Origin of the sequence: Pseudomonas trivialis, assembly GCF_001439805.1 — a bacterium.
In the GTDB taxonomy this organism is placed as follows: Bacteria; Pseudomonadota; Gammaproteobacteria; order Pseudomonadales; family Pseudomonadaceae; genus Aquipseudomonas; species Aquipseudomonas trivialis.
This window is the reverse complement of sequence record NZ_JYLK01000005.1, coordinates 296751-320494: the sequence shown is the minus strand read 5'-3', so window position 1 is coordinate 320494 and position 23744 is coordinate 296751. Positions and strand designations below refer to the sequence as shown.

The 23744-nt window shown below is 60.9% G+C and carries 29 protein-coding genes, 1 tRNA gene and 1 pseudogene; 22 read left to right on the top strand and 9 right to left on the bottom strand.

Annotation, left to right across the window (positions count from 1 at the left end):
- Positions 1 to 28: 28 nt before the first annotated feature.
- Genes TU79_RS10385 through TU79_RS10365 form a run of 5 tightly spaced genes read left to right on the top strand, consistent with a single transcriptional unit; the run spans position 29 to position 5398 of the window.
- A complete protein-coding gene (locus TU79_RS10385; RefSeq protein ID WP_057007902.1) occupies positions 29 to 1321 on the top strand; it encodes an OprD family porin in 1293 nt (430 codons plus the stop codon).
- A gap of 31 nt (positions 1322 to 1352) precedes the next feature.
- Positions 1353 to 2336 carry a Bug family tripartite tricarboxylate transporter substrate binding protein gene (locus TU79_RS10380; protein ID WP_057007901.1) on the top strand — a complete coding sequence of 328 codons (984 nt, stop codon included), beginning with the start codon at positions 1353 to 1355 and terminating at the stop codon, positions 2334 to 2336.
- 57 nt (positions 2337 to 2393) lie between these two features.
- Positions 2394 to 2852 carry a tripartite tricarboxylate transporter TctB family protein gene (locus TU79_RS10375; protein ID WP_057007943.1) on the top strand — a complete coding sequence of 153 codons (459 nt, stop codon included), beginning with the start codon at positions 2394 to 2396 and terminating at the stop codon, positions 2850 to 2852.
- 1 nt (position 2853) lies between these two features.
- Positions 2854 to 4368, top strand: coding sequence for a tripartite tricarboxylate transporter permease (locus TU79_RS10370; RefSeq protein WP_057007900.1), 1515 nt, complete (start codon positions 2854 to 2856; stop codon positions 4366 to 4368).
- Positions 4361 to 5398 (top strand): AbrB family transcriptional regulator, encoded by a 1038-nt coding sequence (locus TU79_RS10365; RefSeq protein WP_057007899.1) that lies wholly within the window; start codon positions 4361 to 4363, stop codon positions 5396 to 5398. Before TU79_RS10370 ends, TU79_RS10365 begins: the two co-directional genes overlap by 8 nt.
- Positions 5399 to 5426: 28 nt before the next feature.
- Here the strand turns inward: TU79_RS10365 and ung are convergent, their stop codons facing one another.
- Positions 5427 to 6119 carry a uracil-DNA glycosylase gene (gene ung / locus TU79_RS10360; protein WP_057007898.1) on the bottom strand — a complete coding sequence of 231 codons (693 nt, stop codon included), beginning with the start codon at positions 6117 to 6119 and terminating at the stop codon, positions 5427 to 5429.
- Between the two features lie 137 nt (positions 6120 to 6256).
- Between ung and TU79_RS10355 the strand changes: the two genes are divergently transcribed.
- Positions 6257 to 7369: an enoyl-CoA hydratase/isomerase family protein gene (locus TU79_RS10355; RefSeq protein WP_057007897.1), complete on the top strand. Its 1113-nt coding sequence runs from the start codon at positions 6257 to 6259 to the stop codon at positions 7367 to 7369.
- A gap of 3 nt (positions 7370 to 7372) precedes the next feature.
- On the opposite strand, the gene TU79_RS10350 is transcribed toward TU79_RS10355, so the two are convergent.
- Both TU79_RS10350 and TU79_RS10345 read right to left on the bottom strand, forming a co-directional pair.
- Entirely contained in the window at positions 7373 to 7807 is a 435-nt protein-coding gene (locus tag TU79_RS10350; protein WP_057007896.1) for a DUF3757 domain-containing protein, read from the bottom strand.
- Between the two features lie 160 nt (positions 7808 to 7967).
- Positions 7968 to 8327, bottom strand: a complete 360-nt coding sequence (locus TU79_RS10345) for a hypothetical protein (protein ID WP_057007895.1) — start codon at positions 8325 to 8327, stop codon at positions 7968 to 7970.
- Positions 8328 to 8637: 310 nt separating this feature from the next.
- On the opposite strand from TU79_RS10345, the gene TU79_RS10340 reads away from it, so the two are divergent.
- From TU79_RS10340 to TU79_RS10295, 10 genes are all read left to right on the top strand, one after another.
- Positions 8638 to 10260, top strand: coding sequence for a methyl-accepting chemotaxis protein (locus tag TU79_RS10340; RefSeq protein WP_057007894.1), 1623 nt, complete (start codon positions 8638 to 8640; stop codon positions 10258 to 10260).
- Between the two features lie 62 nt (positions 10261 to 10322).
- Positions 10323 to 10535 carry a cysteine-rich CWC family protein gene (locus TU79_RS10335; protein WP_057007893.1) on the top strand — a complete coding sequence of 71 codons (213 nt, stop codon included), beginning with the start codon at positions 10323 to 10325 and terminating at the stop codon, positions 10533 to 10535.
- On the top strand, positions 10525 to 11217 hold the full coding sequence (locus TU79_RS10330; protein ID WP_057007892.1) for a pseudouridine synthase: 693 nt from the start codon (positions 10525 to 10527) through the stop codon (positions 11215 to 11217). Before TU79_RS10335 ends, TU79_RS10330 begins: the two co-directional genes overlap by 11 nt.
- Before the next feature lie 82 nt (positions 11218 to 11299).
- Positions 11300 to 12184, top strand: coding sequence for an alpha/beta fold hydrolase (locus TU79_RS10325; protein WP_057007891.1), 885 nt, complete (start codon positions 11300 to 11302; stop codon positions 12182 to 12184).
- 94 nt (positions 12185 to 12278) lie between these two features.
- A tRNA-Gly gene (locus tag TU79_RS10320) sits at positions 12279 to 12352 on the top strand.
- Between the two features lie 194 nt (positions 12353 to 12546).
- On the top strand, positions 12547 to 13071 hold the full coding sequence (locus tag TU79_RS10315; RefSeq protein ID WP_003233886.1) for a DUF3833 domain-containing protein: 525 nt from the start codon (positions 12547 to 12549) through the stop codon (positions 13069 to 13071).
- A 21-nt stretch (positions 13072 to 13092) separates the two neighbouring features.
- On the top strand, positions 13093 to 13398 hold the full coding sequence (locus TU79_RS10310) for a DUF6482 family protein (protein ID WP_057007890.1): 306 nt from the start codon (positions 13093 to 13095) through the stop codon (positions 13396 to 13398).
- 177 nt (positions 13399 to 13575) lie between these two features.
- Entirely contained in the window at positions 13576 to 13758 is a 183-nt protein-coding gene (locus TU79_RS10305) for a type II toxin-antitoxin system HicA family toxin (protein WP_003233882.1), read from the top strand.
- 21 nt (positions 13759 to 13779) lie between these two features.
- Entirely contained in the window at positions 13780 to 14190 is a 411-nt protein-coding gene (locus TU79_RS10300) for a type II toxin-antitoxin system HicB family antitoxin (protein ID WP_057007889.1), read from the top strand.
- Between the two features lie 15 nt (positions 14191 to 14205).
- Complete coding sequence (locus TU79_RS10295; RefSeq protein ID WP_057007888.1) at positions 14206 to 14706, top strand: methylated-DNA--[protein]-cysteine S-methyltransferase; 501 nt, start codon at positions 14206 to 14208, stop codon at positions 14704 to 14706.
- On the opposite strand, the gene TU79_RS10290 is transcribed toward TU79_RS10295, so the two are convergent.
- Complete coding sequence (locus TU79_RS10290) at positions 14707 to 14991, bottom strand: hypothetical protein (protein ID WP_057007887.1); 285 nt, start codon at positions 14989 to 14991, stop codon at positions 14707 to 14709.
- A 97-nt stretch (positions 14992 to 15088) separates the two neighbouring features.
- Here TU79_RS10290 and TU79_RS10285 point away from each other — a divergent pair, with 97 nt between their 5' ends.
- On the top strand, positions 15089 to 15514 hold the full coding sequence (locus tag TU79_RS10285; RefSeq protein ID WP_057007886.1) for a low affinity iron permease family protein: 426 nt from the start codon (positions 15089 to 15091) through the stop codon (positions 15512 to 15514).
- A gap of 54 nt (positions 15515 to 15568) precedes the next feature.
- Here TU79_RS10285 and TU79_RS10280 read toward each other — a convergent pair whose 3' ends face one another.
- The 4 genes from TU79_RS10280 to TU79_RS10265 form a co-directional block, all read right to left on the bottom strand.
- A complete protein-coding gene (locus tag TU79_RS10280; RefSeq protein ID WP_057007885.1) occupies positions 15569 to 16096 on the bottom strand; it encodes a DUF4142 domain-containing protein in 528 nt (175 codons plus the stop codon).
- A 119-nt stretch (positions 16097 to 16215) separates the two neighbouring features.
- On the bottom strand, positions 16216 to 16857 hold the full coding sequence (locus tag TU79_RS10275) for a LysE family translocator (RefSeq protein ID WP_057007884.1): 642 nt from the start codon (positions 16855 to 16857) through the stop codon (positions 16216 to 16218).
- A 52-nt stretch (positions 16858 to 16909) separates the two neighbouring features.
- Positions 16910 to 17320, bottom strand: a complete 411-nt coding sequence (fos, locus tag TU79_RS10270; protein WP_057007883.1) for a fosfomycin resistance glutathione transferase — start codon at positions 17318 to 17320, stop codon at positions 16910 to 16912.
- A gap of 14 nt (positions 17321 to 17334) precedes the next feature.
- Positions 17335 to 18252: a LysR family transcriptional regulator gene (locus TU79_RS10265; RefSeq protein ID WP_231986786.1), complete on the bottom strand. Its 918-nt coding sequence runs from the start codon at positions 18250 to 18252 to the stop codon at positions 17335 to 17337.
- A 77-nt stretch (positions 18253 to 18329) separates the two neighbouring features.
- On the opposite strand from TU79_RS10265, the gene TU79_RS10260 reads away from it, so the two are divergent.
- Positions 18330 to 18812 carry a DMT family transporter gene (locus TU79_RS10260; protein WP_057007881.1) on the top strand — a complete coding sequence of 161 codons (483 nt, stop codon included), beginning with the start codon at positions 18330 to 18332 and terminating at the stop codon, positions 18810 to 18812.
- A 131-nt stretch (positions 18813 to 18943) separates the two neighbouring features.
- Entirely contained in the window at positions 18944 to 20101 is a 1158-nt protein-coding gene (locus TU79_RS10255) for an MFS transporter (protein WP_057007880.1), read from the top strand.
- Here the strand turns inward: TU79_RS10255 and yiaY are convergent.
- Positions 20098 to 21246, bottom strand: coding sequence for an L-threonine dehydrogenase (yiaY, locus tag TU79_RS10250; RefSeq protein ID WP_057007879.1), 1149 nt, complete (start codon positions 21244 to 21246; stop codon positions 20098 to 20100). The two genes, TU79_RS10255 and yiaY, sit on opposite strands and share 4 nt — an antisense overlap.
- 123 nt (positions 21247 to 21369) lie before the next feature.
- On the opposite strand from yiaY, the gene TU79_RS10245 reads away from it, so the two are divergent.
- The 3 genes and pseudogenes from TU79_RS10245 (at position 21370) to TU79_RS10240 (ending at position 23744) form a co-directional block, all read left to right on the top strand.
- Positions 21370 to 22386, top strand: coding sequence for a DUF4917 family protein (locus TU79_RS10245; RefSeq protein ID WP_057007878.1), 1017 nt, complete (start codon positions 21370 to 21372; stop codon positions 22384 to 22386).
- A gap of 231 nt (positions 22387 to 22617) precedes the next feature.
- Positions 22618 to 22779: pseudogene (locus TU79_RS25195) on the top strand (sigma factor-like helix-turn-helix DNA-binding protein); the annotation flags it as partial.
- Positions 22776 to 23744 (top strand): FecR family protein, encoded by a 969-nt coding sequence (locus TU79_RS10240; RefSeq protein WP_057007877.1) that lies wholly within the window; start codon positions 22776 to 22778, stop codon positions 23742 to 23744. The pseudogene TU79_RS25195 and the gene TU79_RS10240, both read left to right, overlap by 4 nt.

Here is a 23744-nt window from a genome sequence, read left to right as displayed (position 1 = left end):
AATAAGAACAATAACGGAGTGCACAACGATGCTGTCGACACAGCCCCAGGCTTGCCCGCCTGTTCGTTTTCCCCGCATGACCCACACTGCCCTTGCCAGCGCCGCGGCCCTTGCCGGTTTTTCACCGCTCGGCCAGGCTGCCTTCTTCGAAGACAGCAGCGCGACCCTTGAAACCCGCAACATGTACTTCAACCGCGACTTTCGCGACGGTACCAGCGCCCAGCAATCCAAACGCGACGAATGGGCCCAGGGATTCATGCTCAACCTGCAGTCGGGCTACACCGACGGCACCCTCGGCGTTGGCGTGGACGCGCTGGGCATGCTCGGCGTCAAGCTCGACTCCAGCCCCGACCGTACCGGCACCGGCCTCTTGCCCACCCACGACGATGGCCGCGCCGCAAACGAATACGCCAAGTTGGGCCTGACGGGCAAAGTGAAAGTATCCGCCACCGAGCTGAAAATCGGCGCGCTGCTGCCCGAACTGCCGATCCTCAAGCACAACGACGGCCGCATCCTGCCGCAGATCTTCAACGGCGGCCTGTTGACGTCCAGGGAATTCAAAAACCTGACGTTCACCGTCGGCCGCCTGGACAAGGTTAAGGACCGCGACGACAGCAACTATGAGGACATTGGCCTCAACAACAAGAACAGCCGCTTCCTCGGCGGCGCCACCGGCAAGCACTTCAACTTCGGTGGCATGGATTATAAATTCGCCGAAAAGATCACCGGCAGCTACCACTTCGCCCAGCTCGACGATGTGTACCGCCAGCACTTCCTCGGTCTGGTCGCCGCCCGCCCCATGGGCCCCGGCACGTTCGGCGCCGACCTGCGGCTGGCCATCAGCGACGACACCGGCGCCGCCCGTGGCGGCAAGATCGACAACACCTCCCTCAGCGGCCTGTTCAGCTATGCCCTCAACGGCCATAAGCTCAGCGCCGGTTACCAGCACATGTCCGGCGACAGCGCGTTTCCCTATGTGGATAGCAGCGACCCGTACCTGGTCAACTTCGTGCAGATCAACGATTTTGCCGGCGCCGAAGAACGCTCCTGGCAAGCGCGTTATGACTACGACTTCGCCAAACTGGGTATTCCCGGCCTGAGCTTCATGAGCCGTTACCTGTCGGGTGACAACATCCGGCTCAGGAACGGCGAGACCGGCAAGGAATGGGAGCGCAACAGCGAAATCAAATACGTGGTGCAAAGCGGCACGTTCAAGGATGTGGCGGTGCGCCTGCGTAACGCCACCTACCGTTCCAACTATTCAGCCCGTGATGCGGATGAAATGCGCGTGCTGGTGAGCTACAGCGTCGCACTCTGGTAAGCCACTCATAACAACAATGACGGAGAAACCCATGACCCTTTCACTGCGTAAACTGGCCCTCACCGCCGGCTGCATGCTGTTCGCCGGCCAACTGCTGGCCGCCGACGAACCCAAGCGTCCGGAGTGCATCGCCCCGGCCTCCCCCGGCGGTGGTTTTGACCTGACCTGCAAGCTGGCGCAAAGCGCGCTGGTCAACGAGAAGCTGCTGAGCAAGCCGATGCGCGTGACCTACATGCCCGGCGGCGTCGGCGCGGTGGCCTACAACGCGGTGGTCGCCCAGCGTCCTGGGGATGCTGGCACCCTGGTTGCCTGGTCCAGCGGTTCGCTGTTGAACCTGGCTCAGGGCAAGTTCGGTCGCTTCGACGAGAGCGCCGTGCGCTGGCTGGCAGCGGTAGGCACCAGCTACGGGGCCATTGCGGTGAAAGCCGATTCGCCCTACAAGAACCTCGATGATCTCGTAAAAGCCTTGAAGAAAGATCCGGGCAGTGTGGTGATCGGTTCCGGCGGCACCGTAGGCAGCCAGGACTGGATGCAAACCGCGCTGATCGCCAAGGCCGCCGGGATCAACCCGCGCGAGCTGCGCTACGTGGCCCTCGAAGGCGGTGGTGAAATCGCCACTGCCTTGCTCGGCGGTCACATCCAGGTGGGCAGTACCGACATCTCCGACTCCATGCCGCACATTCTCAGCGGCGACATGCGCCTGCTGGCAGTGTTCTCCGAGCAGCGTCTGGACGAGCCAGAAATGAAGAATATTCCTACCGCAAAAGAGCAAGGCTACGACATCGTCTGGCCGGTGGTACGCGGTTTCTACCTCGGGCCAAAAGTCAGCGACGCCGACTACGCCTGGTGGAAGGAAGCCTTCGACAAGCTGCTCGCGTCCGAGGAATTCGCCAAATTGCGTGACCAGCGCGAGCTGTTCCCGTTTGCCATGACCGGTCCGGAGCTGGACACCTACGTGAAGAAACAGGTGGCTGACTACAAAGTGCTGGCCAAAGAGTTCGGCCTGATCCAGTAAACGCCCGTCATGCAACGCCACTTCGGCAAGCCTGCCGAAGTGGCCCTGGAGTTCCCTATGCTCTTACAACGCATTTTCGCCGCGACGATGCTGCTGGTCTGCGCCGGCCTGGCACTGATGGCCTGGCCGTATCAGGCGGCGTTTTCCTACGAGCCGGTCGGGCCTCGCGCCTACCCGCTGCTGATGCTCGGGCTGATGAGCCTGGGCCTGATCTACATGCTGTTTCGTCCGCAGGCCACCAAACACACGGAAGAAGAACCGGCGCTGGACCGCGACACCCTGGTCAAGATCGGCCTCTGCGTCGCGCTGCTGATCGTGTTCGCCGGCACCTTCGAACCTCTGGGCTTCATCCTCAGCAGCATGCTGATCGGTATCCCGATGGCACGCCTTTATGGCGGCCGCTGGCTGCCCAGCGTGGTAATCGTGACCTTGATGGCCATCGGTCTTTACCTGTTGTTCGATAAAGCCATGGATGTGCCGCTGCCCCTCGGCCTGCTCGACGTTCTGGAGAACTGATATGGATACTTTTGGCTATTTGGGCCAGGGGTTCGGCGTCGCGCTGAGCCCGTACAATCTGGTGACGGCCCTGTGCGGCACCTTGATCGGCACTGTGGTCGGCCTGTTGCCGGGCCTGGGGCCGATCAACGGCGTGGCGCTGCTGATCCCCATTGCCTTCGCCCTGGGCCTGCCGCCGGAGTCGGCGTTGATCCTGCTGGCTGCGGTGTACCTGGGTTGCGAATATGGCGGCCGTATCAGCTCGATCCTGCTGAACATCCCGGGCGAAGCCTCCACCGTGATGACCACCCTCGACGGTTACCCGATGGCCCGTAAAGGCCTGGCCGGCGTGGCACTGTCGTTGTCGGCATGGAGTTCGTTCATCGGCGCGTTTATCGCCACCTGCGGCATGGTGCTGTTTGCGCCGCTGCTGGCCAAATGGGCAATTGCCTTCGGCCCGGCGGAATATTTCGTCCTGATGGTATTCGCGATTGTGTGCCTGGGCGGCATGGCCGGCGACAAGCCATTGAAGACCTTTGTGGCGGCGCTGATGGGGTTGTTCCTGTCGGCAGTGGGTATCGACGCCAACAGCGGCGTGTACCGGTTTACCGGTGACAACATCCACCTCACCGACGGCATTCAGTTTGTCGTGCTGGTCCTGGGTCTGTTCTCCATCAGTGAGATCCTGTTGCTGCTGGAAAAAACCCACCGTGGCCAGGAAGCGGTGAAGGCCACCGGACGCATGATGTTCAACCTGAAGGAAGCCGGTGCGGTCTTCGTCGTCAACATCCGTTGCGGCCTGCTGGGCTTCATCATGGGCGTGTTGCCGGGTGCGGGTGCCACTCTGGCCTCGGCGGTTGCCTACATGACCGAGAAACGTATCGCCGGCGCCAGCGGCAAATTCGGCCAGGGCGACATGCGCGGCCTGGCGGCGCCGGAAACCGCCATCGGCGCTTCCGCCTGCGGCGCGCTGGTGCCGATGCTGACGCTCGGTGTGCCCGGTTCGGGCACTACCGCGGTGATGATCGGCGCCCTTTCGCTGTACAACATCACCCCGGGCCCGCTGCTGTTTCAACAGCAACCGGACATCGTCTGGGGCCTGATCGCCTCGCTGTTCATCGCCAACATCATGCTGGTGATCCTCAACATTCCGATGATCCGTATCTTCACGCGCATCCTCGCCGTGCCTAACTGGGCGCTGGTGCCGGTGATCGCCATCATCACCGCGATCGGGGTATACGCGGTTCACGCCACCACCTTCGACCTGTTCCTGATGGTGGGTATCGGTATCTTCGGTTATATCCTGCGCAAGCTGGACTTCCCGCTGTCGCCGGTGCTGCTGGGCTTCATCCTTGGCGGTTTGATGGAGCAGAACCTGCGCCGGGCGCTGTCGATCTCCAACGGTGCGCTGGAGATTCTCTGGTCGAGCCCGATCACCCTGGGTGTGTGGGTACTGACCGCGTTGATGCTGATGTTCCCGCTGATCCGCATCTACCGTAAACGCGCCCTGCAGCGTCGTGCCCTGGCCGATGTCTGACGTCACCTTCAAACAATGGTGGGGCACACCGCTGGTCGGTCTGGCTGGCGGTTACCTGGCCAGCCTTGTCGGCTGGCCTTTGCCGTACATGGTTGGCTCGTTGCTGGCGATCATCCTGGTGCGCTGCCTCACGCCCTGGCAGTTGGGCGAGATTCCCGGCGGGCGCAAGTGCGGCCAATGGGTGGTGGGCATCGGCATCGGCCTGCACTTCACCCCGGTGGTGATCGAGCAGGTGATGAGCCACTTCGGGCTGATCTTCTTCGGGGCCTTGATCACCAGCCTGTCGAGCGTGGTCGGGGTGTGGCTGATGCGGCGCAGCGGTGAAGACCGCGCCACTGCGTTTTTCTCCAGCATGCCGGGCGGTTCCGGTGAGATGGTCAACCTCGGCGCACGCAATGGCGCCGTACTCAGCCGGGTGGCCGCCGGGCAAAGTCTGCGCGTGCTGGTGGTGGTGCTGTGTATCCCGGCGATCTTCAAGTATTTGCTGGGCGGCGGTGCGCCGCAGTTTCATCCGGCACCCGTCGACTGGTCGTGGCTGGCCCTGCTGTTTCCAGCAGGTGCGCTGGTCGCCTGGGGCTGGCAGCGCCTGCGCCAACCCAACCCCTGGCTGTTCGGGCCGTTGCTGGTAAGTGCCATTGCCAGCGTGACCTGGGACCTGCACATCGGCCTGCCTGACGGCGGCAGTCAGGTTGGCCAGTGGCTGATCGGCAGTGGTTTGGGCTGCCACTTCAACCGTCAGTTTTTTCGCCGTGCGCCCTCCTTCATGGGCCGCACCCTGATCGGCACGGCCTTGACCATGGCGCTGGCGACACTGGCAGCGGTAGGGCTGAGCGCCCTGACCCAATTGGACCTGCGCTCACTGACCCTGGGCATGATGCCCGGCGGCATTGCGGAAATGAGCCTCACGGCGGAGACCTTGCAACTGTCGGTGCCATTGGTGACGGCAATGCAGGTGATGCGTTTGTTGTTCGTATTGTTTTTGGCCGAGCCGTTGTTTCGGCGCTGGGAACGCCAGCCTGACAAAACCTGAAATGTTCGACACGTTCCTGCCGCCGGCTTCAGACCGGCGGCAACCGCCAATCAATTGGCGCCTCGCCATTCTGCTCAAGAAACTTGTTGGTGCGGCTGAAGTGACCGCAGCCCAAAAACCCGCGATACGCCGACAAGGGCGACGGGTGCACCGAGGTCAGTACCAGGTGTTTGGTGGCATCGATCAGCTTTTGCTTGCCCTGGGCATGAGCGCCCCATAGCAGGAACACCAGATGCGGCTGATGCTCACTGACCACTTCGATAATCCGATCGGTAAAGAACTGCCAGCCCTTGCCCGCATGCGCATTGGCGTTGGCGCGCTCCACCGTCATGGTGGTATTGAGCATCAGCACGCCCTGGTCAGCCCAGCTTTGCAGGTAGCCGTGGCTGGGGATGTCGATATTCAGGTCGCGCTTGAGCTCTTTGTAGATATTGACCAGCGACGGCGGTGCCGGCACGCCCGGCTGCACCGAAAAACACAGGCCATGGGCCTGTCCGGGGCCGTGATAAGGGTCCTGGCCGAGGATCACGACCTTGACCTTGTCCAGCGGCGTGGAGTTGAGGGCGTTGAAAATCAGCGGGCCCGGTGGGTAGATTTCCTTGCCGGCCGCATGTTCCTGACGCAGAAACTCGCGTAACCGGGCCATGTAGGGTTTGTCGAACTCCTCACGCAAGGCGTGCTTCCAACTGGGTTCGAGCTTGATACGGTCGCCGTCGGTCATGGTGGGTTCATCGTTCAGAAAAAGAATGGGCGAACCCTAGGAAACGTGCCCCCGCTTGTCAATTGATCTGACACACCTCCGGCACTTTCCCGTGGAGCGATCATACTGAGCCTTCACCTTCTCGATTTGAGGTCACGATGAATCTGCACTTCGAAGAGCTGACCGGCAGCGGCGGCGCCCGTATCGGCATTGCCAGCCTGGACGCTGAAAAATCCCTCAATGCCCTTTCCCTGCCCATGATCCTGGGCCTTGGCGAACGCCTGGAGGCCTGGGCCAAAGACCCGAACATCGTCTGCGTGCTGCTGCGCGGCAACGGGCCCAAGGCCTTTTGCGCCGGTGGCGAAGTGCGCAGTCTGGCCCAGGCGTGCCTTGAGCAACCCGGCGAGGTACCGGCCCTGGCTGCACAGTTTTTCGCCGCCGAATACCGCCTTGACTACCGTCTGCACACCTACCCCAAGCCGGTGATTTGCTGGGGCCACGGCTACGTGTTGGGCGGCGGCATGGGCCTGCTGCAAAGTGCGTCCATGCGCATCGTTACGCCCGGCAGCCGTCTGGCGATGCCGGAAATCAGCATCGGCCTGTACCCGGACGTGGGCGCCAGCAGCTTCCTGTCGCGCCTGCCCGGCAAACTCGGCCTGTTCCTGGGCCTGACCGGCGCGCACATCAATGGCCGCGATGCTCTGGACCTGGGCCTGGCTGACCGATTGCTGCGCGAGGATCAACAAGACGAACTGCTTGAAGGCCTGCTGCAACTCAATTGGCAGGAACAGAGCGCGATGCAGCTCAACAGCCTGCTCAAGGCCCTGGCCCGGGAGGCCGTCGACCAGCAGCCCGAAGCGCAATGGCTGCCACGCCGGGCGCAAATCGACGAATGGCTGGACGTGGGCGATGTGCGCTGTGCATGGCGCGCCTTGAGCCAGCTAAGTGATCACGCTGACCCGCTGCTGAGCCGCGCCGGCAAGACCCTCAGCGAAGGCTGCCCGCTGACCGCACATCTGGTGTGGGAACAGCTGCAGCGCGCGCGCCACCTGTCGCTGGCGCAGGTGTTCCAGATGGAATACACCATGACGCTGAACTGCTGCCGGCATCCGGAATTCAGTGAAGGGGTTCGCGCGCGATTGATCGACAAGGACCAGAAACCCCGTTGGCACTGGCTCGATATCAACACAGTGCCTGAAGCCGTGGTGCAGGCGCACTTCCACAAGGCGTGGGAGGGACGACATCCCCTGGCGGACTTTTCCTACTTATGACAGCTATAGCTTTGGCTTCGCGATTGTGAATGCACAATTGTCGGGCTGACTGTCCTGGCAGATATACACCTCTTGTTCAAGCGGGTCCTTGGCGATCTGCCAATGCAAGGTGCTTGTCAATGAAATGGCTTCGGCAAGTTCAGCTTTTCCTGGGCGCAACGCCACACGCTGGCCGCTGCCGGTACGGTAAACGCACTTATCCAAGCGACCGTTTTCGCGCTCTTGATCCTTCTCCGGGATGAAAATCGCGCCAATGAACCGGTCAACAAAATCGCGATGCTTGACCTTTGAACTGAGCCAGGGAAACCGCACATCAGACGTCAGGAAGAAGCCGTCAACGTATCTGATTGTCGATGGGTAGGGACAGCTAAACGCATCATGGGCTTGGGCCAGGCTGCCAGCCATCAGAAAATACAGACAAACCAACCTTTTGATCATTTCTAGAGTTCCATCTATTCCCTGATTACTTCGAGGGCACAAAGGCCGACGCCAGTGAAATACATTTGAACCCGATAAGATACCTGTTAATTCTGACAGTACCGACGAACGGTATCCATAAAAAAACGGCGCATTGTGCGCCGTTTCCATTATTCAACGTTTAACGATGGCCGCCGCGGCCTCCCCCGTGATCACCGCCATGCCCGCGTCCGCCATTATGCCAACGGTCACCCCATCCCTGGTTCGGATAAGGTCGGTACCCGGCACGCGGCCCGTAATAGCGCGGAGCCGGCTGGTAATAACGCGGGGCCGGGTAGTAACGCGGGGCCGGCGTGTAATAGCGCGGGGTTGGGTAGTAGTCACGCCGGTACTGATACGCAGGGGCCCCGCCGTAGTAATACACCGGTGCCGGTTCGGTGTAGACCTCGGACCGATAGTAAGTGGTGGTGCCCTCGTAGTACGGCACGCAGCCGGAAAGCGTCAGGCCGAGCAATGCAGCAAGCAGCAGTCGTCGATACATGGCGGCCTCCTGGACCGCGGAAGAGCACCTCCAGCGACGCTGGAGAGCGGCATTCGGCTTTCACCGAATGACGAAATATCTGACATCAAAAACTGAATCTGGTGCGTTTTGGTAATAGTCTGATACATCTCCACCACACCTCCGCCTGGCTTGACTATTGCATGACCGCCGGTCGAATTGACTGCCGAATAAAGGACCATTTTTGGAAGAGATGAAACTTTAAACAATTCGATAATGTCACTATGCCATCGCACAACAGCACGGAGGCTCTAGAGCGAGCATCCCACTCTTATATCCCCGGATTTCCGTCATGAAGATTTCAACCAAACTGCTGCTCTCATTTGTACTGTGCGCGTTCATTACCCTGGGCGTTGGCGCACTGGGCATCAAAGGCGTGATCCGTCTGGCTTCGGCCCTCGATTTAACGTTTTCCAATAACCTGGTCTCGGTCAGCAATACGGCGTCGACCCTCAATGGCCTGGTTGCCCACAATCGTGGCCTGTACCGGTTGATGGACGCCAATAACGGCGATGTCGCCCAACAGGACCGGGAACGCGTGCGTCAGGACGTTGCCAACCAACTCAAAGCCGGCCTGAGCGCTTACGCCATCTATCGCGCCACACCGCTGGAAGATGACGAACGCGCTGCAGGAGACAAGCTTGATCAGTTGCTGCCCGGCTACATCAGCAACTCCGAACGTATCGTGTCATTGCTCGATGCTGGCCAGACCGAACAGGCACGTGCGCAACTCAACGGCACCAACAACGAAATGTTCAGGCAGGCCCGCGAACTGATCCGCGTGATGATCGACTCCAATAACCGTCAGATCAAAGAGGGCTCAATCGCCGCCGATGACCTGCGCAGCAGCGCCATGAGCTGGATGATCGGCGGTATCGTGCTGGCCTTTATCATCGCTATCACGGTCGGCCTGCTGATCACGCGCCTGATCACGCGGCCTATCGCCCAGGCCGTGGAAAGCGCCCAGCGGATCGCCAAGGGCGACCTGACCCACGCGATACTCACCGACCGCACCGATGAAGCCGGGCAACTGCTGATGGCGATTTCGGATATGCAGAGCGGATTGAAAAGCACATTACTGGAAATCGCCAATGCTTCGGATCAACTGGCATCCGCTGCTGAAGAGCTGAGCGCGGTGACCGACGAGAGCACGCGCAGCCTCACCCGCCAGAACGACGAAATCCAGCAAGCCGCCACCGCCGTCAACCAGATGACCGCAGCCGTCGACGAAGTGGCCAGCAACGCTGTGTCCACCTCGGAGGCTTCGAGCCAGGCCACCACAGAGGCTGAAGAAGGCCAGCAGCAGGTGGAGCAGGCTGTTTCCGGCATGAGCTCGATGGTGGTGGAAATCAACGACTCGACGCAATCGGTCGCCGACCTCGCCAATCAGGTTCGCGAAATCGGCAAGGTGATCGATGTGATTCGCGGCATCGCCGACCAGACCAACCTGCTGGCGCTCAACGCGGCCATCGAAGCGGCACGCGCGGGCGAGCAAGGCCGCGGTTTTGCGGTGGTCGCCGACGAGGTGCGCGCATTGGCCCATCGCACCCAGACCTCCACCGTCGACATTGAAAAAATGATCGGCGAAGTGCAGGCCGGCGCCGACGATGCCGTGGCGGCGATGAACAAGAGCCTCACCTGGGCCAATAACACCCAGACCCTGGCGCAGAACGCCGGGCACGCCTTGCAGCGGATTACCAGCAGCGTGGCGAAGATCAACGAACGCAACCTGGTGATCGCCTCCGCGTCCGAAGAGCAGGCTCAGGTGGCCCGCGAGGTCGACCGCAACCTGCTGAACATCCAGGACCTGTCGGCCCAGACCGCCGCCGGTGCCAACCAGACCAACGCTTCCAGCCAGGACCTTTCACGCCTGGCGACTTCGTTCAATGTGCTGGTCAGCAAGTTCAAGCTGTAAGTAGCCTGGCATGGGTGGGCGCTGTATCGTGCAAGGCAACCTTGCTCGATAGCGCCAGCCCCATGACCACGCCCTCCCTCTGCCCCGCCTGCGGGGCTTCCAATGATTGCACCCTGGCCGACCCGCGCACCGCAGGCATGGCCTGCTGGTGCTTCAGCGTCAGCATCGACCCGGCGCTGCTCCAGGCCCTTCCCGATGAATTACGCAACAAGGCCTGCCTGTGCCCGCGTTGTGCTCAGGTGGACGAACAGTTGCGCAACCCAGATGCGCGTTGACCGCTTGCTCAGCAACCTGCCGCGCTTTAATCGCAAGCAGGTACGCCTGTTATTGGTGGAACGGCGGGTGAGCGTCGATGGGGTGGCGGTCAGCGATCCGCATCACGACGTGCGCGAATTCAGCCGGGTATGCGTGGACGATGAGGTCGTGCAAACCGGTAAACCGGCGCGCTATTTCATGCTGCACAAACCCCGGGGCTGTGTGAGCGCCACGGCAGACCCGCAACATCCAACGGTCCTCGACCTGCTGGATGAACCGGACAAGCACCAATTGCACATCGCCGGTCGCCTGGACTTCAACACCACCGGTTTGCTGCTGATTACCAACGACGGCCAGTGGTCGCGGCGCCTGACGCAACCGACGACCAAGCTGCCCAAGGTCTACCGGGTTGAGACCGAACAGGTCATCGGCGACGAGTACGCAGCGACATTCAAGGCGGGCCTGTACTTTGCCTTCGAAGACCTCACCACCCAACCCGCCGAGCTTGAATTGCTGGGCCCGAAAACCGCGCGACTAAGCATCATCGAAGGCCGTTATCATCAGGTAAAACGCATGTTCGGGCACTTCGACAACAAGGTGCTCGCCTTGCACCGCGAACGCATGGGGCCACTGGAGCTGGATAGCGCGCTGGCGCCCGGCGAGTATCGCGCGTTGCACCCGCAAGAGATCCAGCAGGTCTGAGCCGTGGCGGCATTGTCTGCTTGTCATAAAGCACGTGCAGAGTGGTTTACGCGCTCTACCCGCTTGCCAGGAGTCTTACGACATGACGCCAGAAATCGCTGTGTTGGATATGCAGGGTCAGTACCGGGTTTACACGGAGTTCTACCGCGCGGACGCGGCTGAAAAGACTATCGTTCTGGTCAACGGCTCGATGGCCACCACGGCCTCCTTCGCCCAGACCGTGAAAAGCCTGCACCCGCAATTCAATGTGGTTCTGTATGACCAGCCCTACGCCGGCCGTTCCAGAATCCACAACCGCCATGAGCACATGCTGACCAAGGAGGTCGAAGGTCAGCTCCTGCTGGAACTCATCGACCACTTCGCCGCCGAACACGTGTTGTCCTTCTCCTGGGGCGGCACGGCGGCGCTGGTGGCCTTGTCCCAGCGACCCCGGCGCGTGGAAAAGGCGGTGATCAGCTCGTTCTCCCCGGTGATCAACGCGCCCATGCGTGACTATCTTGAACGCGGCGCTGATTACCTCGGCAACCGCGACCGCCACCGCGTCGGCCATCTGGTCAACAGCACACTCGGCAAGCACCTGCCGTCACTGTTCAAACGCTTCAATTACAAGCACGTCAGCAGCCTGGCCGAGCACGAATACGGGCAGATGCATTTTCACATCAGCCGGATGCTGGACGGTGATCGACAGTGTTATCTCAAGGCGGCCAAGGCCATCGACATACCGGTGCTGTTCATCAATGGCGAATGGGACGAATACACCTGCCCCCAGGATGCCCGGTTGTTCGGACAGCACGTGGCGCACAGCAGCTTCAGCACGATTCAGGCTACCGGACATTTTCTCGACATGGAGCACAAGGCGGCATGCAGGGACAGCCAGGAGGCGGTGGTGGGATTCTTGAAAGGGGAGCGGCCATTGAGCCGGTTGCGGTGTCAGCAGGGACGGACGCAACAGGCCTTCGCAATCTGAAATGCCATCGCTGGGGAAGCGACAGGGGCTCACACATTTTTGAAGAAAAACTTCAAATCGCGGCGAACATCTGGTACAAAGTCAGCCGCTTTGAGCGGGTATAGTTTAGTGGCAAAACGAAAGCTTCCCAAGCTTTAGTTGAGGGTTCGATTCCCTCTACCCGCTCCACTTTTTTAGCGTCCGACGTCGCGGAATTTGATGAAGATGCGTGAAGAACCGGTCCCAGTGACCGGTTTTTTTATGGCCGCGATTTGAGTCGAAGGTCGGACTGAGCCCCTCAGGACCTGTACAAACTAATAATTTTGTACAACTATCACCTTTGAGCACCGGCAAGACGCCGCGCGCGATCAAGGAGCCAGGCCATGCCGCGCCTTCTGGTTTCACTGTTGCTGATATTGAGCCTGGGTGGTTGCGCCCATGTGGGCGTCGAGCACTACGCCAATCAGCAACCGCAATTGGATTTGCAGCGCTTCTTCAGCAAGCCCGTCAAGGCCTGGGGCATATTCGAGAAACGCTCGGGCGAGGTGGCCAAGCGTTTCGAGGTGGACATCACCAGCCGGCGCGAGGGCAATGCGCTGATTCTTGACGAACGCTTTCTGTACAGCGATGGCACGCGCCAGCAGCGGGTGTGGACGCTCACCCCCGATGGCCCTGGGCGCTGGCGTGGACGCGCCGGCGATGTGGTGGGCGAGGCCATCGGCGAAGTGGCGGGCAATGCGCTGCGCTGGCGCTACCGGCTCAACCTGCCGGTGGATGGTTCGGTATACGAAGTCAGTTTTGACGACTGGATGTACCTGATGGACGAAGATACCCTGATCAACCGCTCGAGCATGTCCAAGTTCGGCGTTGAGTGGGGCCAGGTCACGTTGTTCTTTCGTCGCCAATAAACCTGAACGCGAGGGTAAACCATGAATGTGCAGATGCTGACCGAACTGGCCGAGAGAGGCGCAATACGGGAGCTGGAGCTGCTGTCGCTGGAGGGCGGCTTCTACATTGCTCGTGTGACACTCGATGACGGTGAACTGACCTTGCTGGACGATCATGGCAAAACCCTGCGCCTGCGCTCCACCACCCATCTGCGCGATCTGTTGCAGCGCGTTCCGCCATTCCCCTGTGTGCTGGTGCAGCAGTGCGTGCATGACGAAATGTGCGGCACGCGCAACGGGCCTATTGGCGCCTTGCGCATTCCGTTTTCGCTCGCGGCGACGCACTAAACGCTTCGCCTGCGTGGCAAAACCTCGCAATACCTCTCTCCGGCGTCGTTCCCCGGCGCTCATACACTGCAGTGACCACTCACCGAAATACCGCTCATCAACTTCCGGTAGGTAGAGTGTTGATATTTTATCTTCTGTGGTTATAGTCACCACCAACACACACCACAAGGAGGTGTTGTGGACAGTCGATACTTGATAGGTCATATCGTTGCGGATGGCTGGTACCTGGTGCGTATCAGAGGCAGTCATCACCACTACAAGCACCCGACCAAGCCGGGACTGGTGACGATTCCTCATCCAAAAAAGGACCTGTTGGACAAGACCGCCAAGAGCATTTTGAAACAGGCTCTGCTGAGTTGAACGTCTGTGGAGGACAAAAACATGCTGTACCCCATCGCAATTTCAACCGGTGACAAAGACCACGCCTGGGGCGTGGAAGTCCCGGATATCCCTGGCTGCTATTCGGCCGGCGACGACCTGGACGACGCCATGGCCATGGCCCGCGAAGCCATTGAAGGGCACTTCGAAATCCTTGCCGAAGACGGCTCGCCGATTCCCGGCGCGCAAAAAGTCACCGTGCATGCCGCCAACCCCCAATACGCTGGCTGCACCTGGGCAGTGGTGGACATCGATGTCACCCGCTATTTGGGCAAGGCTCAAAAACTCAACATCACCTTGCCTGGCTATCTGCTCAATCGCATTGATGACTATGTGCTGCACCACCCGGAAGAAAAAAGCCGTTCAGGTTTTCTGGCATCGGCAGCACTCAAGGTACTGCAGAAGGGCCATTGACCCAGGAGCGTGCTGATGTCTCACGAATACACCCTCATGCCCTCTCCTGTCGGCCAGCTCACTCTGGTGGCGCGCGCCGGCAGGCTCGCGGCCATCCTGTGGGAAACAGAGCGCGCCAACCGTGTACGCCTGGGTAATCTGATCGAAGCCCGCGATAACCCGGTGCTGCTGGAAACCCAGCGCCAGTTGCACGAATATTTCGCCGGAACGCGCAGCCACTTCGAGCTGGAGCTGGATTTCGCCGGCACCGTTTTCCAGAAGCAGGTCTGGCAAGCGCTGCTGACCATTCCTTTCGGCGAAACCCGCAGCTACAGTCAGATTGCCAAGCAGATCGGCAACCCCGCCGCCGTTCGCGCAGTGGGCGCTGCCAACGGTCGCAATCCCATCTCGATCATTGCCCCTTGCCATCGCGTTATTGGCGCATCGGGCACCTTGACCGGGTTTGCCGGAGGGCTGGAGGCCAAGCAGTATCTGTTGACGCTCGAAAACCGCTGCCAGACCAATATGGGGTTCTGACTACGCCTGCACCACCGGGCCCCGCGCAAAGGTCTGATCACCGAACAACCGCTCGAAACCCAAGGCTCGATAGAGCGATGTGGCCACTGAAGTCGCCTCCAGAGCTCGTTCGTACTGCATTTGATAATGCGCGACCTCTGCAAGAGTCGACGAGAATGCACTGACCAGCAGGACGGCCTGCAGCTCAACGGCGCTTTCATTGGGCATGGGCAATATCCAGGCAAAAGCCCAGGCTTGGATGTGACGCAGCAACGTGCTGCAGGCCAGCTCCTGAAAGAGGATCAAAAAAGCATCGCCTGGCTTGGGAAGCTAATTGTAAAAAGAAATTTCACAGACCCGCCACGGTCGATATGTTCATCACCCACTGCAAAGGAAAAAGGTCATGAAATTCGCCGCCATCTCGCAATCCCTGTCCCGCTGGGCAGGCAGTGCCCGGACGTTCTATGCAGCCGTCGCACTGATTTGCCTGTGGAGCCTGAGCGGGCCGTACTTCCACTACAACGATACCTGGCAACTGATCATCAATACCTCGACCACCATCATCACGTTTCTGATGGTGTTCCTGATCCAGAACACGCAAAACCGCGACAATGACATCCTGCACATCAAGATCGATGAGCTGCTGCGCGTCTCCAAGGATGCGCAGAATGCGGTGCTGAGCCTGGATGGCCTGGACCGCAAAGAGCTGGAGAAGCTACGCCAGGAATACCGCAGTATCGGCAAAACGGGTACCGTCAGCTTGAACAGCAGTTGCGGCATGGCTGCAGACGATGCGGCACAGGTCAGGACCGACCTGAACCAGGCATGAAAAAACGGCGGCTGGATCTGATCCAGCCGCCGTTTTTCATTTCAAGCCAGCGTCTCAACCGTCGCCTTGATGACCTTTGCCATAAGTCGACGCCAACGCACGGGCTTTTTGCAGACGCTCCTCCAGCTTGGGCAATGTCTCATCCACCAGTGCCTTTATCTCGGGAACGCTGGAAGCCGCGCCCTCGCGCTTGAACAGGGCGATGGCGTCTTCGTTTTCCTTGACCTGTTGCGCGGTATAGGCAGCGTCGAACGAGTCGCCATCCTTGAGTTCGGGCATCAGGGTTTCGGCCTTGTCGATAATCTTTTCGCGCGGCGCCACGGGCAGATCGAGCTTCTTGGCGATGGCTGCCAAGTGCTGGTTAGCCAGCGTGCGCTCGTTGATCACCTCGATGGTGTAGTCCTTGATTTCCTGAGACGAGGTTTTGGAATGGGCCATGCGACTGGTTTCGATATCGGCCATGCCTTTGGCCGAAGCCTGCTCGATGAATTCGGCCGGCGACTGGGCGAAGGCATTGCTGGCGCCGAGGCCCAGCAGCATCGCGAAACTGGCGGTGCGTAACCGGATAGCCATGCGGCTCATGATGGGTTCCTCCAGGGCAAAAATAGGTGCGAGGACAAACACCTCGCCCTGAATTCGAATTTTCAGGGCAGCAAAGGTTTAGAAAAAACTTGTCAGTGCGACGAACGGTCACCTTCGCGTCAGGCAGGTTTGCTGCCAAACAGGCCCGGCAACGCATGGGCCAGGGCATTGATAGCAAAGCCGATGAACATCACACCGCACAGCCGAGTGATCAGGATTTCGTGGCGTTGATACACCGTGCGCACACGCTGGGCGCCGACCACGCCGATCAGAATCGCGTAGGCCAGCAGACCGCCTGTAAAGCTCAGGAAAATCAGCGACGGCAGCATCGCCCAGGTCAGCAATTCGGCGCGGCTGGAAAGTAATGCCGTGAACGTCGCGACTGCTACCGGGTACGCCTTGGGATTGGTCAGGCCAAACAGGATGCCGTGCCAGAACGGATGCCGCGCCGCGCCCTGGGGCGCATCACTGTTGCGACGCTGGGTGCGAATTGCGCGCCAGCCGAGCCAGAACAGATACAGCCCGCTGAGCATGCCGAGCACGTCGAATGCCGTGCTGCCGACCTCGCGCGCGCCCACAATCGCAATCAGCGCGGTGCTGCACCACACCACATCCCCCAGCAAATGCCCGCACAAAAAACCCGCCCCGGCACGGCGACCACGGGAGGCACCGATGCCAAACACCGCCAGCACGCCCGGACCGGGCGTAATGCCATAGATGAATCCCGAAGCAAGAACAGCGAGCAGCAAGGATGGGGTCATGGGCGCGACTCTGACGGAGGGTTGAGGTAGAGGGATTTTGCACGTTCCGGCGTTATGGGTAAAACCTCATGCCTGAGTAAGGTTTGTCACGACAGGCTTGCAGGCGCGAAGCCAGATCGCCGACGTGAACCTCGAGCTTGTACCCGTCAGGGTCGAGAAAATAGTAGGAAGCGCCCTCACTGAGGTTATCACGCCACTCCTGCACACCCGCGCCCCTGAGGCGTTCAACCAGTGCATCAAAATCACGAGCATGCGTGCTGAATGCGTAGTGGGTGTAATCAACCACCGGCACAGGGTCGCGCAGCGGGTCGAGGGACAGACAGAGCCATAACCCAGGCAGCGAGAGGTAAGCGCCGTTGTCCCAGGTCGCCTCAAGCTGCAAGCGCAACAGCTCGTGGTAGAAGTGCAGGCTGCGTTGCAGGTCGACGACGGCCAGCGTGAGGTGATTGAGTCCCGAAAGCATGCTGTTGTTTCCTGTTATAAACGGCCATCGCACAATACACCTCGCACCTGCCCACTCAACCACTGCAACCCCGCATCCCCACCCCGCCGCGCATGCCAAGCCAACTCAAAAGCAAACGTGGGGATATGAAACGGCGGCGGCACGGCCAGCAATTGCTCCTGATCAATGGCCAGGACTCCCCGTGATGACACCGTGAGGATCAGATCCGTGCCCTGAATCAACCGCGGCGCCACGCCCCAGTGGGGCAGGCTGATCGCCACATGCCGCCGCTCCCGAATCGCTTTCAAGGCGCGTTCGATTTCAGGGGTGCCGCTGCCGCGCATCTCCAGCAGTACATGGGGCCGCGACAGGTAGGTCGGCAAGTCCAGCACGCCGCTGTCCGGCAGGCTGTCGCGGTCCACCAGGCAGGTGTAGTGCTCTTCGAACAGCGGTGTAGTCCGCAGTTCGGCCGGCGTGTCCGGGAAGACGCCGGCGGCCAGGTCCAGATCGCCATTGAGCACACCGTCGACCATGCCTTCACGGCTGGCCTGGACGACCTGCAAGTCGATGCCCGGCGCCTCCCGACGCAACGTGCGCACCAGCTGTGGCAAAAAAATTGCCGCGCCGTAGTCCGACATTGCCACACGGAACCGACGCTTGGCGGTCGCCGGATCAAACCGGTTCGGCGCCAGCAATGCCTGCACGTGGGCCAGGGCTTCGGCCAACGGGGCGGCCAGCTCCAGCGCGCGGGCAGTCGCAACCAATGCACCGCCCTGCCGCACCAGCAACGGGTCGCCGAGCAGGTCACGCAGGCGCGCCAGTGCATGGCTCACCGCCGGCTGGCTCAGGTGCAGGCGCTCGGCGGCACGGGTGACGTGTTGCTCACTGAGCAAAGCGTCGAGGATAACCAACAGGTTGAGGTCGATGCGTCTCAGATCATTCATCAGCTGCATGCCAGCCATACGTAATTGGAATTTAAATTTGCGCGACGAATACCCTAGAGTCCAGCAAAACCTCTGGGAGATTCGACATGACGACGTTGCAGTGGGCCGGGTTATTGCTGTTGGCCGTAATCGCCGGGGTGGTGGTGCCGTTTCAAAATGCGATCAACGCCAGCCTCGGGCGCGGCCTCGGCCATCCGCTCTGGGCCACGCTGGCGTCATTGCTGGTAAGCATCATTGTGCTGCTGCCGGTGATTCTTGCCCTGCGCCTGCCATTGCCAAGCCTGGCGTTTATCACCCAGGCACCGTTGTGGATGTGGGCCGGTGGCGCTTTCGGCGTGTGCTTTATCTCGCTGGCGTTGATGCTGCTGCCCAAACTCGGCGCCTCGGGGTTTATCGCCCTGGCCATGGCCGGACAGATTCTCGCATCGCTGCTGCTTGACCACTTCGGCCTGTTCGGCCTGGTCGAGCGCCAACTGACCGCGCCCAGGGTAGTGGGCGCGCTGTTGTTGATGGGCGGCGTGGTACTGATCCAGTTCAGCAGCACACCGGCACGGGCGCTGGCTGGCTGATCAGCGCCGGTGGCAGCGAATAACAGCACGATCAAAAATTTTCCTGCGTGGTTACAAACCCAGTACTGCGCAGTGCAGACAAACGCACTATCAGCTTGTAGCTTACCCTCCAAAAAAGGATAAGCCGGCCCTTGAAAAACACCACCACACTCATCCTCGCCTGCAGCGCCGCCTTCCTTGCTCAAGCCGGCATCAGCAGCTACTTGCCGGCAGTCCCGGCCATCGCCCACTTCCTGCCAGCCGCAGAAGAGCTGGTGGCAATGGCAATTGCGGTGTACCTGGTGGGCATGGCACTGCCGATGTTGCTATGGGGCAGCCTGGGCGAGCGATTTGGCAGAAAGCGGGTATTGCTTGCAGCGTTGGCGGTGTACGCGCTGGCGAGTGCGGCAATTACGTTGGCGGTCAATGTCGAATTCTTCCTGGCAATGCGGCTGATTCAGGGCCTTGGCGCGGGTGGCGTTGCGGTAATGGCGCGCGTGCTGGTGCGCGATGCTTTCAGCGGCGCACTGCTGGCCAAGGGGTTGTCATGGTTGGGAATGACTTTTGTGATTGCCTTGGGCCTGGGCCAGTTCGCAGGTTCGCTGTTGCAGGTGGCATTCGGTTGGGAGGCGATCTTTTATACCTTGGCGCTAGGGGCCGGCGTGCTGATGGTGGTGGTGCAGCGCATGATAGTTACGACGCGTATAAAAGCCGCCCCTTCGGTCTCGACATGGCGTGTTTACACACAGATTGTGCGACATCCCCCCTTCCTGTACGCGGCACTCGCTGGCGGGCTGGGCTACGGGGTGATCATCGCGTTCAACACATGTGCACCGTTGATCTTGCAAGGGCGCTTTGGCTGGAGCGCGGCGCAATATGGCTGGCTGGGCTGGCCGATCAGCGGCGCGTATCTGGCAGGGGCGCTGCTGGTCAATCGCCTTGTCGCGCGCGTGGGGCGGTTGACCATGATGAGCGTCGGCAGTGCGCTGGTGTTGCTGGGCACGGTGATCATGCTGTTGGGCAGTGTATTTGCCGGCGCACTGGCGGTGCTGCTGTGGATGCCCTATTGCCTGGCATTGGTGGGGCAGTCGATGAGCTATCCCATCAGCTTATCCATGGCCAATGATCAGTCTCCGGTCAGTGGCGCTTACGCCATGGCCTTGAGCGGGTTCATTCATCAATTGATCGCCGCGCTGATCGGCGGCGTGGCGAGCCTGCTGGTGAGCGAGCAGGCATGGCCCTTTACGCTGCTGTGCGTAGTGCTGGCGAGTACTGCCTGCGCCTGTGTGGCTCGCTGCCGGGCGATCTAAAACGCACTGCGAAAAACCTCCTCAATCTGCCGTTGATCCGCCCGACGAGGGTTGGTCAGCCCGCATGCGTCCTTCAGCGCATTGCTGGCCAGCAGTGGAATGTCCTGCAACTTCGCGCCGAGTTCGCGCAGGCCGGCGGGGATCTCTACGTCGTGGGACAGTCTGCGGATCGCGGCAATGGCGGTCTGGGCGCCCTCTTCGGCGGTAATGCCGGAGACATCGGCACCCAACGCGCGCGCCACATCACTCAGGCGTCTGGCGCAAACACTGGCGTTGAAGCTTTGCACGTGGGGCAGCAATACCGCGTTGCATACACCGTGGGGCAAGTCATAAAAGCCGCCCAATTGGTGCGCCATGGCATGCACGAAACCCAGTGACGCATTGTTGAAGGCCATGCCGGCGAGGAACTGCGCATAGGCCATATTCTCCCGTGCGGTTTTGTCGCTGCCGTCGCGCACCGCCAGGCGCAGGTTGGCGCTGATCAGTTCGATGGCCTTGATCGCGCAGGCATCGGTAATCGGCGTGGCGGCGGTGGACACGTAGGCTTCGATGGCATGAGTCAGCGCGTCCATGCCGGTAGCGGCGGTGAGGCCCTTGGGCATGCCGACCATCAGCGCGGGATCGTTGACCGACAGCAACGGCGTGACGTTGCGGTCCACGATGGCCATTTTCACGTGGCGGGTTTCATCGGTGATGATGCAGAAGCGGGTCATCTCGCTGGCGGTGCCGGCGGTGGTATTGATGGCCACCAGCGGCAGTTGCGGCTTGCTCGACCGGTCGACGCCTTCGTAATCGCCGATACGCCCGCCATTGGTGGCGCACAACGCGATGCCCTTGGCGCAGTCATGGGGCGAGCCGCCGCCCAGGGACACCACGAAATCACAGGCGCTCTGTTGCAGCAGCACCAGGCCTTTCTCGACATTGTCCACGTTGGGGTTGGGCCTGGCACCGTCATAGATCACCGACTCAATGTCCTGCAGCGCCAGCTTCTCGGCAATCATGCCGGCCACGCCCGCCTTGGCCAGGCCCGCGTCGGTCACGATCAGCGCCTTGCGAAAACCGTAGTTGCGGATGGCGAGCATGGCGTCGTCCAGGCAATCGGTGCCCATGATGTTGACGGCGGGAATGAAGAAGGTGCTGCTCATGGTCAATCCTCGGAGGCGTTAGGCCGACAGCATCAACCCTTGCCGCACGGCGCATGTTGACCAGGATCAATGCCCGCTCGTGATAAAGTCACCGTCCAGCCGATTTTGAGTAGACCCGCCGCAATGAAGGATTTCCAGGATATCGACGCCCACCTTGAAGACTGGAGCACGCTGAGTGCTGCCCTCGACTTCAGTGGGATTCTGATCGGCAACGGCGCCAGCCGCACGATTTGGGAAGACTTTGCCTACGACTCACTGTTTGAAAACGCGCGCACCGTCGAAGAAAAACCTCTGGGGCCCTCCGAGCTCAGCGTGTTCGACGCCCTGCAAACCCGCAGTTTCGAGCAGGCCCTGGGCGCACTGAAAACCACTAGCCGCGTCAACAAGGCACTGGCCGTCAGCTCGGCGGCGCCGCGCAACCGCTACTACGCGATCAAGGAAGCGCTGATCAATACCATCCACGCCGTGCATATCCCGTGGCGCCTGGTGCAGCCATCGACACTGGCGACGATCAACCATGAATTGCAGCGCTACGCGACGGTGTTCACCAGCAACTACGACTTGCTCAATTACTGGGCGATCCTGCACACGCCGGGCATCGACGACCTGTTCCGCAGCGCCGACGCCCACTTCGACCTGCGCGACACCCGCACCAACGCCACGCGCATTCTGTACCTGCACGGCGGCCTGCACCTGGTGCGCAACCTGGACGGCACCGCGCGCAAACTGGCGTCCACCGACAGCACCCTGCTCAGCAGCTTTGCCATCAACAACACGATCAAGACCCTTGACGACGTGCCGCTGTTTGTCAGCGAAGGCACGGTGCAAGAGAAGCTCAAGACCATCCGCAGCTCGGATTACCTGTCGTTCTGCTATGAACAATTGCTCAGCCACAAAGGCGCGTTGTGCATCTTCGGCCATGACTTGGGGCCGCAGGATCAACACCTGGTGGATGCGATTCGCCAAGCGGATGTGAGCACCCTGGCGATCGCGGTGTCGGGGCGCAGTGATGGGTTTATCCGTCAGCAGAAAAGGCGCTATTCGCAGTTGTTTGACGGCACGGGCGTGGACGTGAAGTTCTTTGCCGCACGTACTCATCCACTGGGTAACCCGGCACTGTCCGTCCCGGTCGAGCGCTGATCAAAAGGTGGGAGGCTGCGCCAGGTCTTCCACTTAGCCATGTGGCGAGCAGGCTTGTCCTGCGTTGGGCTGCGCAGCAGCCCCAAAACCAGGCGCTGAGCAGCGTCAGGTACACCGCGTCTTCCTTAATTGGGAGCGCTTCGCCCCCCAACGCGGGGCAAGCCCGCTCGCCACAGCGGGCCCGCTCGCCATAGGGGTGTGGTTGCCTGAAATAGCTCATGCGCAGTCGCGCAGCGCCTGGAACAATTGAACGAAGTCCTCGCCGAACGCTCGCCCCGCAGGCGAGAAGCCCTTATGCTGCACCGCTTCGAAGGCATGAGCCAAGCGCAGATCGCCCTGCTGCATTGCAAAAGGCACCTTCAATCCAACCCCGGCACGGAGCAGCCAGAATGAACCGCCTGAGCGACACCGACGCCCTGGACATCGAAGCACGCGACGCCATCGATGCGCAGGCCGCCAGCTGGTTTGCACGCAGCCGCAACCACCTGAGCCGCACCGAGCGCAAAGCCTTTGCGGCCTGGCAGTCGGTGCCTGCGCATGCGCATGCCTATGCCGAATTCGAACAGCTGTGGGCCGACCTCGCCCAACTTCAACAACTGAACAAGCCCGTGGCGCTGCCTGCACGCAAACCGTCCCTCTGGCGCTCGGCCCTGGCCGTGGCAGCCGGCGTGCTTTGCGCCGTGCTGGCCACGCACCTGGGCGCGCCCCGCCATCCGTATCACAGCCAAGTGGCGGTTCACGCCAAGGGTATGCGCACCCTCACCCTGCCCGATGGCAGCACGCTGTACGTGAACGCCAACACCCACATCCGCGTTGACTTCACCGCGCATCAACGCATTCTTCACCTGGACCAGGGCCAACTGTACATCGACGTCGCCGCCGACAAGGAACGCCCCCTGTACGTGCAGGCCGGCACCGCGACTGTGCGGGCGGTAGGCACCGGTTTCGATGTGCGCCGCAGCCAGCAGCAACTGGTGGTCAGCGTCGCCCATGGCCAGGTGGCGTTCGAACCGGATGCGAACAAACCCGTCGCCCTGCTCGGCGCCCGGCAACGCGCGACTTACCGCTACACCCAAGGCACGCTGCAACAGCAATCCATCATCGCCGAAGAAGTGGCCGACTGGCGCAGCGGCCACTTGTCGTTTCGCAACCTGGAACTGGCCAGCCTGATCGACGAGTTGAGCCTGTATCGCCCTCAGGTGCCGCTGCAGGTCAACAAGGCAGTTGCGGCGCTCAAGGTGTCGGGCAATCTGGATGTGAATAACCCCGACGCCCTGCTCAATGCCCTGCCCGCGCTGCTGCCGGTGAAAACCGTGGCCTCGGCGGACGGCATCCTGCGGATCGAACCGCGCCCATAA

Coding starts and splice junctions, on each gene's coding strand:
- TU79_RS10385 (WP_057007902.1), top strand. CDS start 29: ATGCTGTCGACACAGCCCCAGGCTTGCCCGCCTGTTCGTTTTCCCCGC.
- TU79_RS10380 (WP_057007901.1), top strand. CDS start 1,353: ATGACCCTTTCACTGCGTAAACTGGCCCTCACCGCCGGCTGCATGCTG.
- TU79_RS10375 (WP_057007943.1), top strand. CDS start 2,394: ATGCTCTTACAACGCATTTTCGCCGCGACGATGCTGCTGGTCTGCGCC.
- TU79_RS10370 (WP_057007900.1), top strand. CDS start 2,854: ATGGATACTTTTGGCTATTTGGGCCAGGGGTTCGGCGTCGCGCTGAGC.
- TU79_RS10365 (WP_057007899.1), top strand. CDS start 4,361: ATGTCTGACGTCACCTTCAAACAATGGTGGGGCACACCGCTGGTCGGT.
- ung (WP_057007898.1), bottom strand. CDS start 6,119: ATGACCGACGGCGACCGTATCAAGCTCGAACCCAGTTGGAAGCACGCC.
- TU79_RS10355 (WP_057007897.1), top strand. CDS start 6,257: ATGAATCTGCACTTCGAAGAGCTGACCGGCAGCGGCGGCGCCCGTATC.
- TU79_RS10350 (WP_057007896.1), bottom strand. CDS start 7,807: ATGATCAAAAGGTTGGTTTGTCTGTATTTTCTGATGGCTGGCAGCCTG.
- TU79_RS10345 (WP_057007895.1), bottom strand. CDS start 8,327: ATGTATCGACGACTGCTGCTTGCTGCATTGCTCGGCCTGACGCTTTCC.
- TU79_RS10340 (WP_057007894.1), top strand. CDS start 8,638: ATGAAGATTTCAACCAAACTGCTGCTCTCATTTGTACTGTGCGCGTTC.
- TU79_RS10335 (WP_057007893.1), top strand. CDS start 10,323: ATGACCACGCCCTCCCTCTGCCCCGCCTGCGGGGCTTCCAATGATTGC.
- TU79_RS10330 (WP_057007892.1), top strand. CDS start 10,525: ATGCGCGTTGACCGCTTGCTCAGCAACCTGCCGCGCTTTAATCGCAAG.
- TU79_RS10325 (WP_057007891.1), top strand. CDS start 11,300: ATGACGCCAGAAATCGCTGTGTTGGATATGCAGGGTCAGTACCGGGTT.
- TU79_RS10315 (WP_003233886.1), top strand. CDS start 12,547: ATGCCGCGCCTTCTGGTTTCACTGTTGCTGATATTGAGCCTGGGTGGT.
- TU79_RS10310 (WP_057007890.1), top strand. CDS start 13,093: ATGAATGTGCAGATGCTGACCGAACTGGCCGAGAGAGGCGCAATACGG.
- TU79_RS10300 (WP_057007889.1), top strand. CDS start 13,780: ATGCTGTACCCCATCGCAATTTCAACCGGTGACAAAGACCACGCCTGG.
- TU79_RS10295 (WP_057007888.1), top strand. CDS start 14,206: ATGTCTCACGAATACACCCTCATGCCCTCTCCTGTCGGCCAGCTCACT.
- TU79_RS10285 (WP_057007886.1), top strand. CDS start 15,089: ATGAAATTCGCCGCCATCTCGCAATCCCTGTCCCGCTGGGCAGGCAGT.
- TU79_RS10280 (WP_057007885.1), bottom strand. CDS start 16,096: ATGAGCCGCATGGCTATCCGGTTACGCACCGCCAGTTTCGCGATGCTG.
- TU79_RS10275 (WP_057007884.1), bottom strand. CDS start 16,857: ATGACCCCATCCTTGCTGCTCGCTGTTCTTGCTTCGGGATTCATCTAT.
- fos (WP_057007883.1), bottom strand. CDS start 17,320: ATGCTTTCGGGACTCAATCACCTCACGCTGGCCGTCGTCGACCTGCAA.
- TU79_RS10265 (WP_231986786.1), bottom strand. CDS start 18,252: ATGCAGCTGATGAATGATCTGAGACGCATCGACCTCAACCTGTTGGTT.
- TU79_RS10260 (WP_057007881.1), top strand. CDS start 18,330: ATGACGACGTTGCAGTGGGCCGGGTTATTGCTGTTGGCCGTAATCGCC.
- yiaY (WP_057007879.1), bottom strand. CDS start 21,246: ATGAGCAGCACCTTCTTCATTCCCGCCGTCAACATCATGGGCACCGAT.
- TU79_RS10245 (WP_057007878.1), top strand. CDS start 21,370: ATGAAGGATTTCCAGGATATCGACGCCCACCTTGAAGACTGGAGCACG.
- TU79_RS10240 (WP_057007877.1), top strand. CDS start 22,776: ATGAACCGCCTGAGCGACACCGACGCCCTGGACATCGAAGCACGCGAC.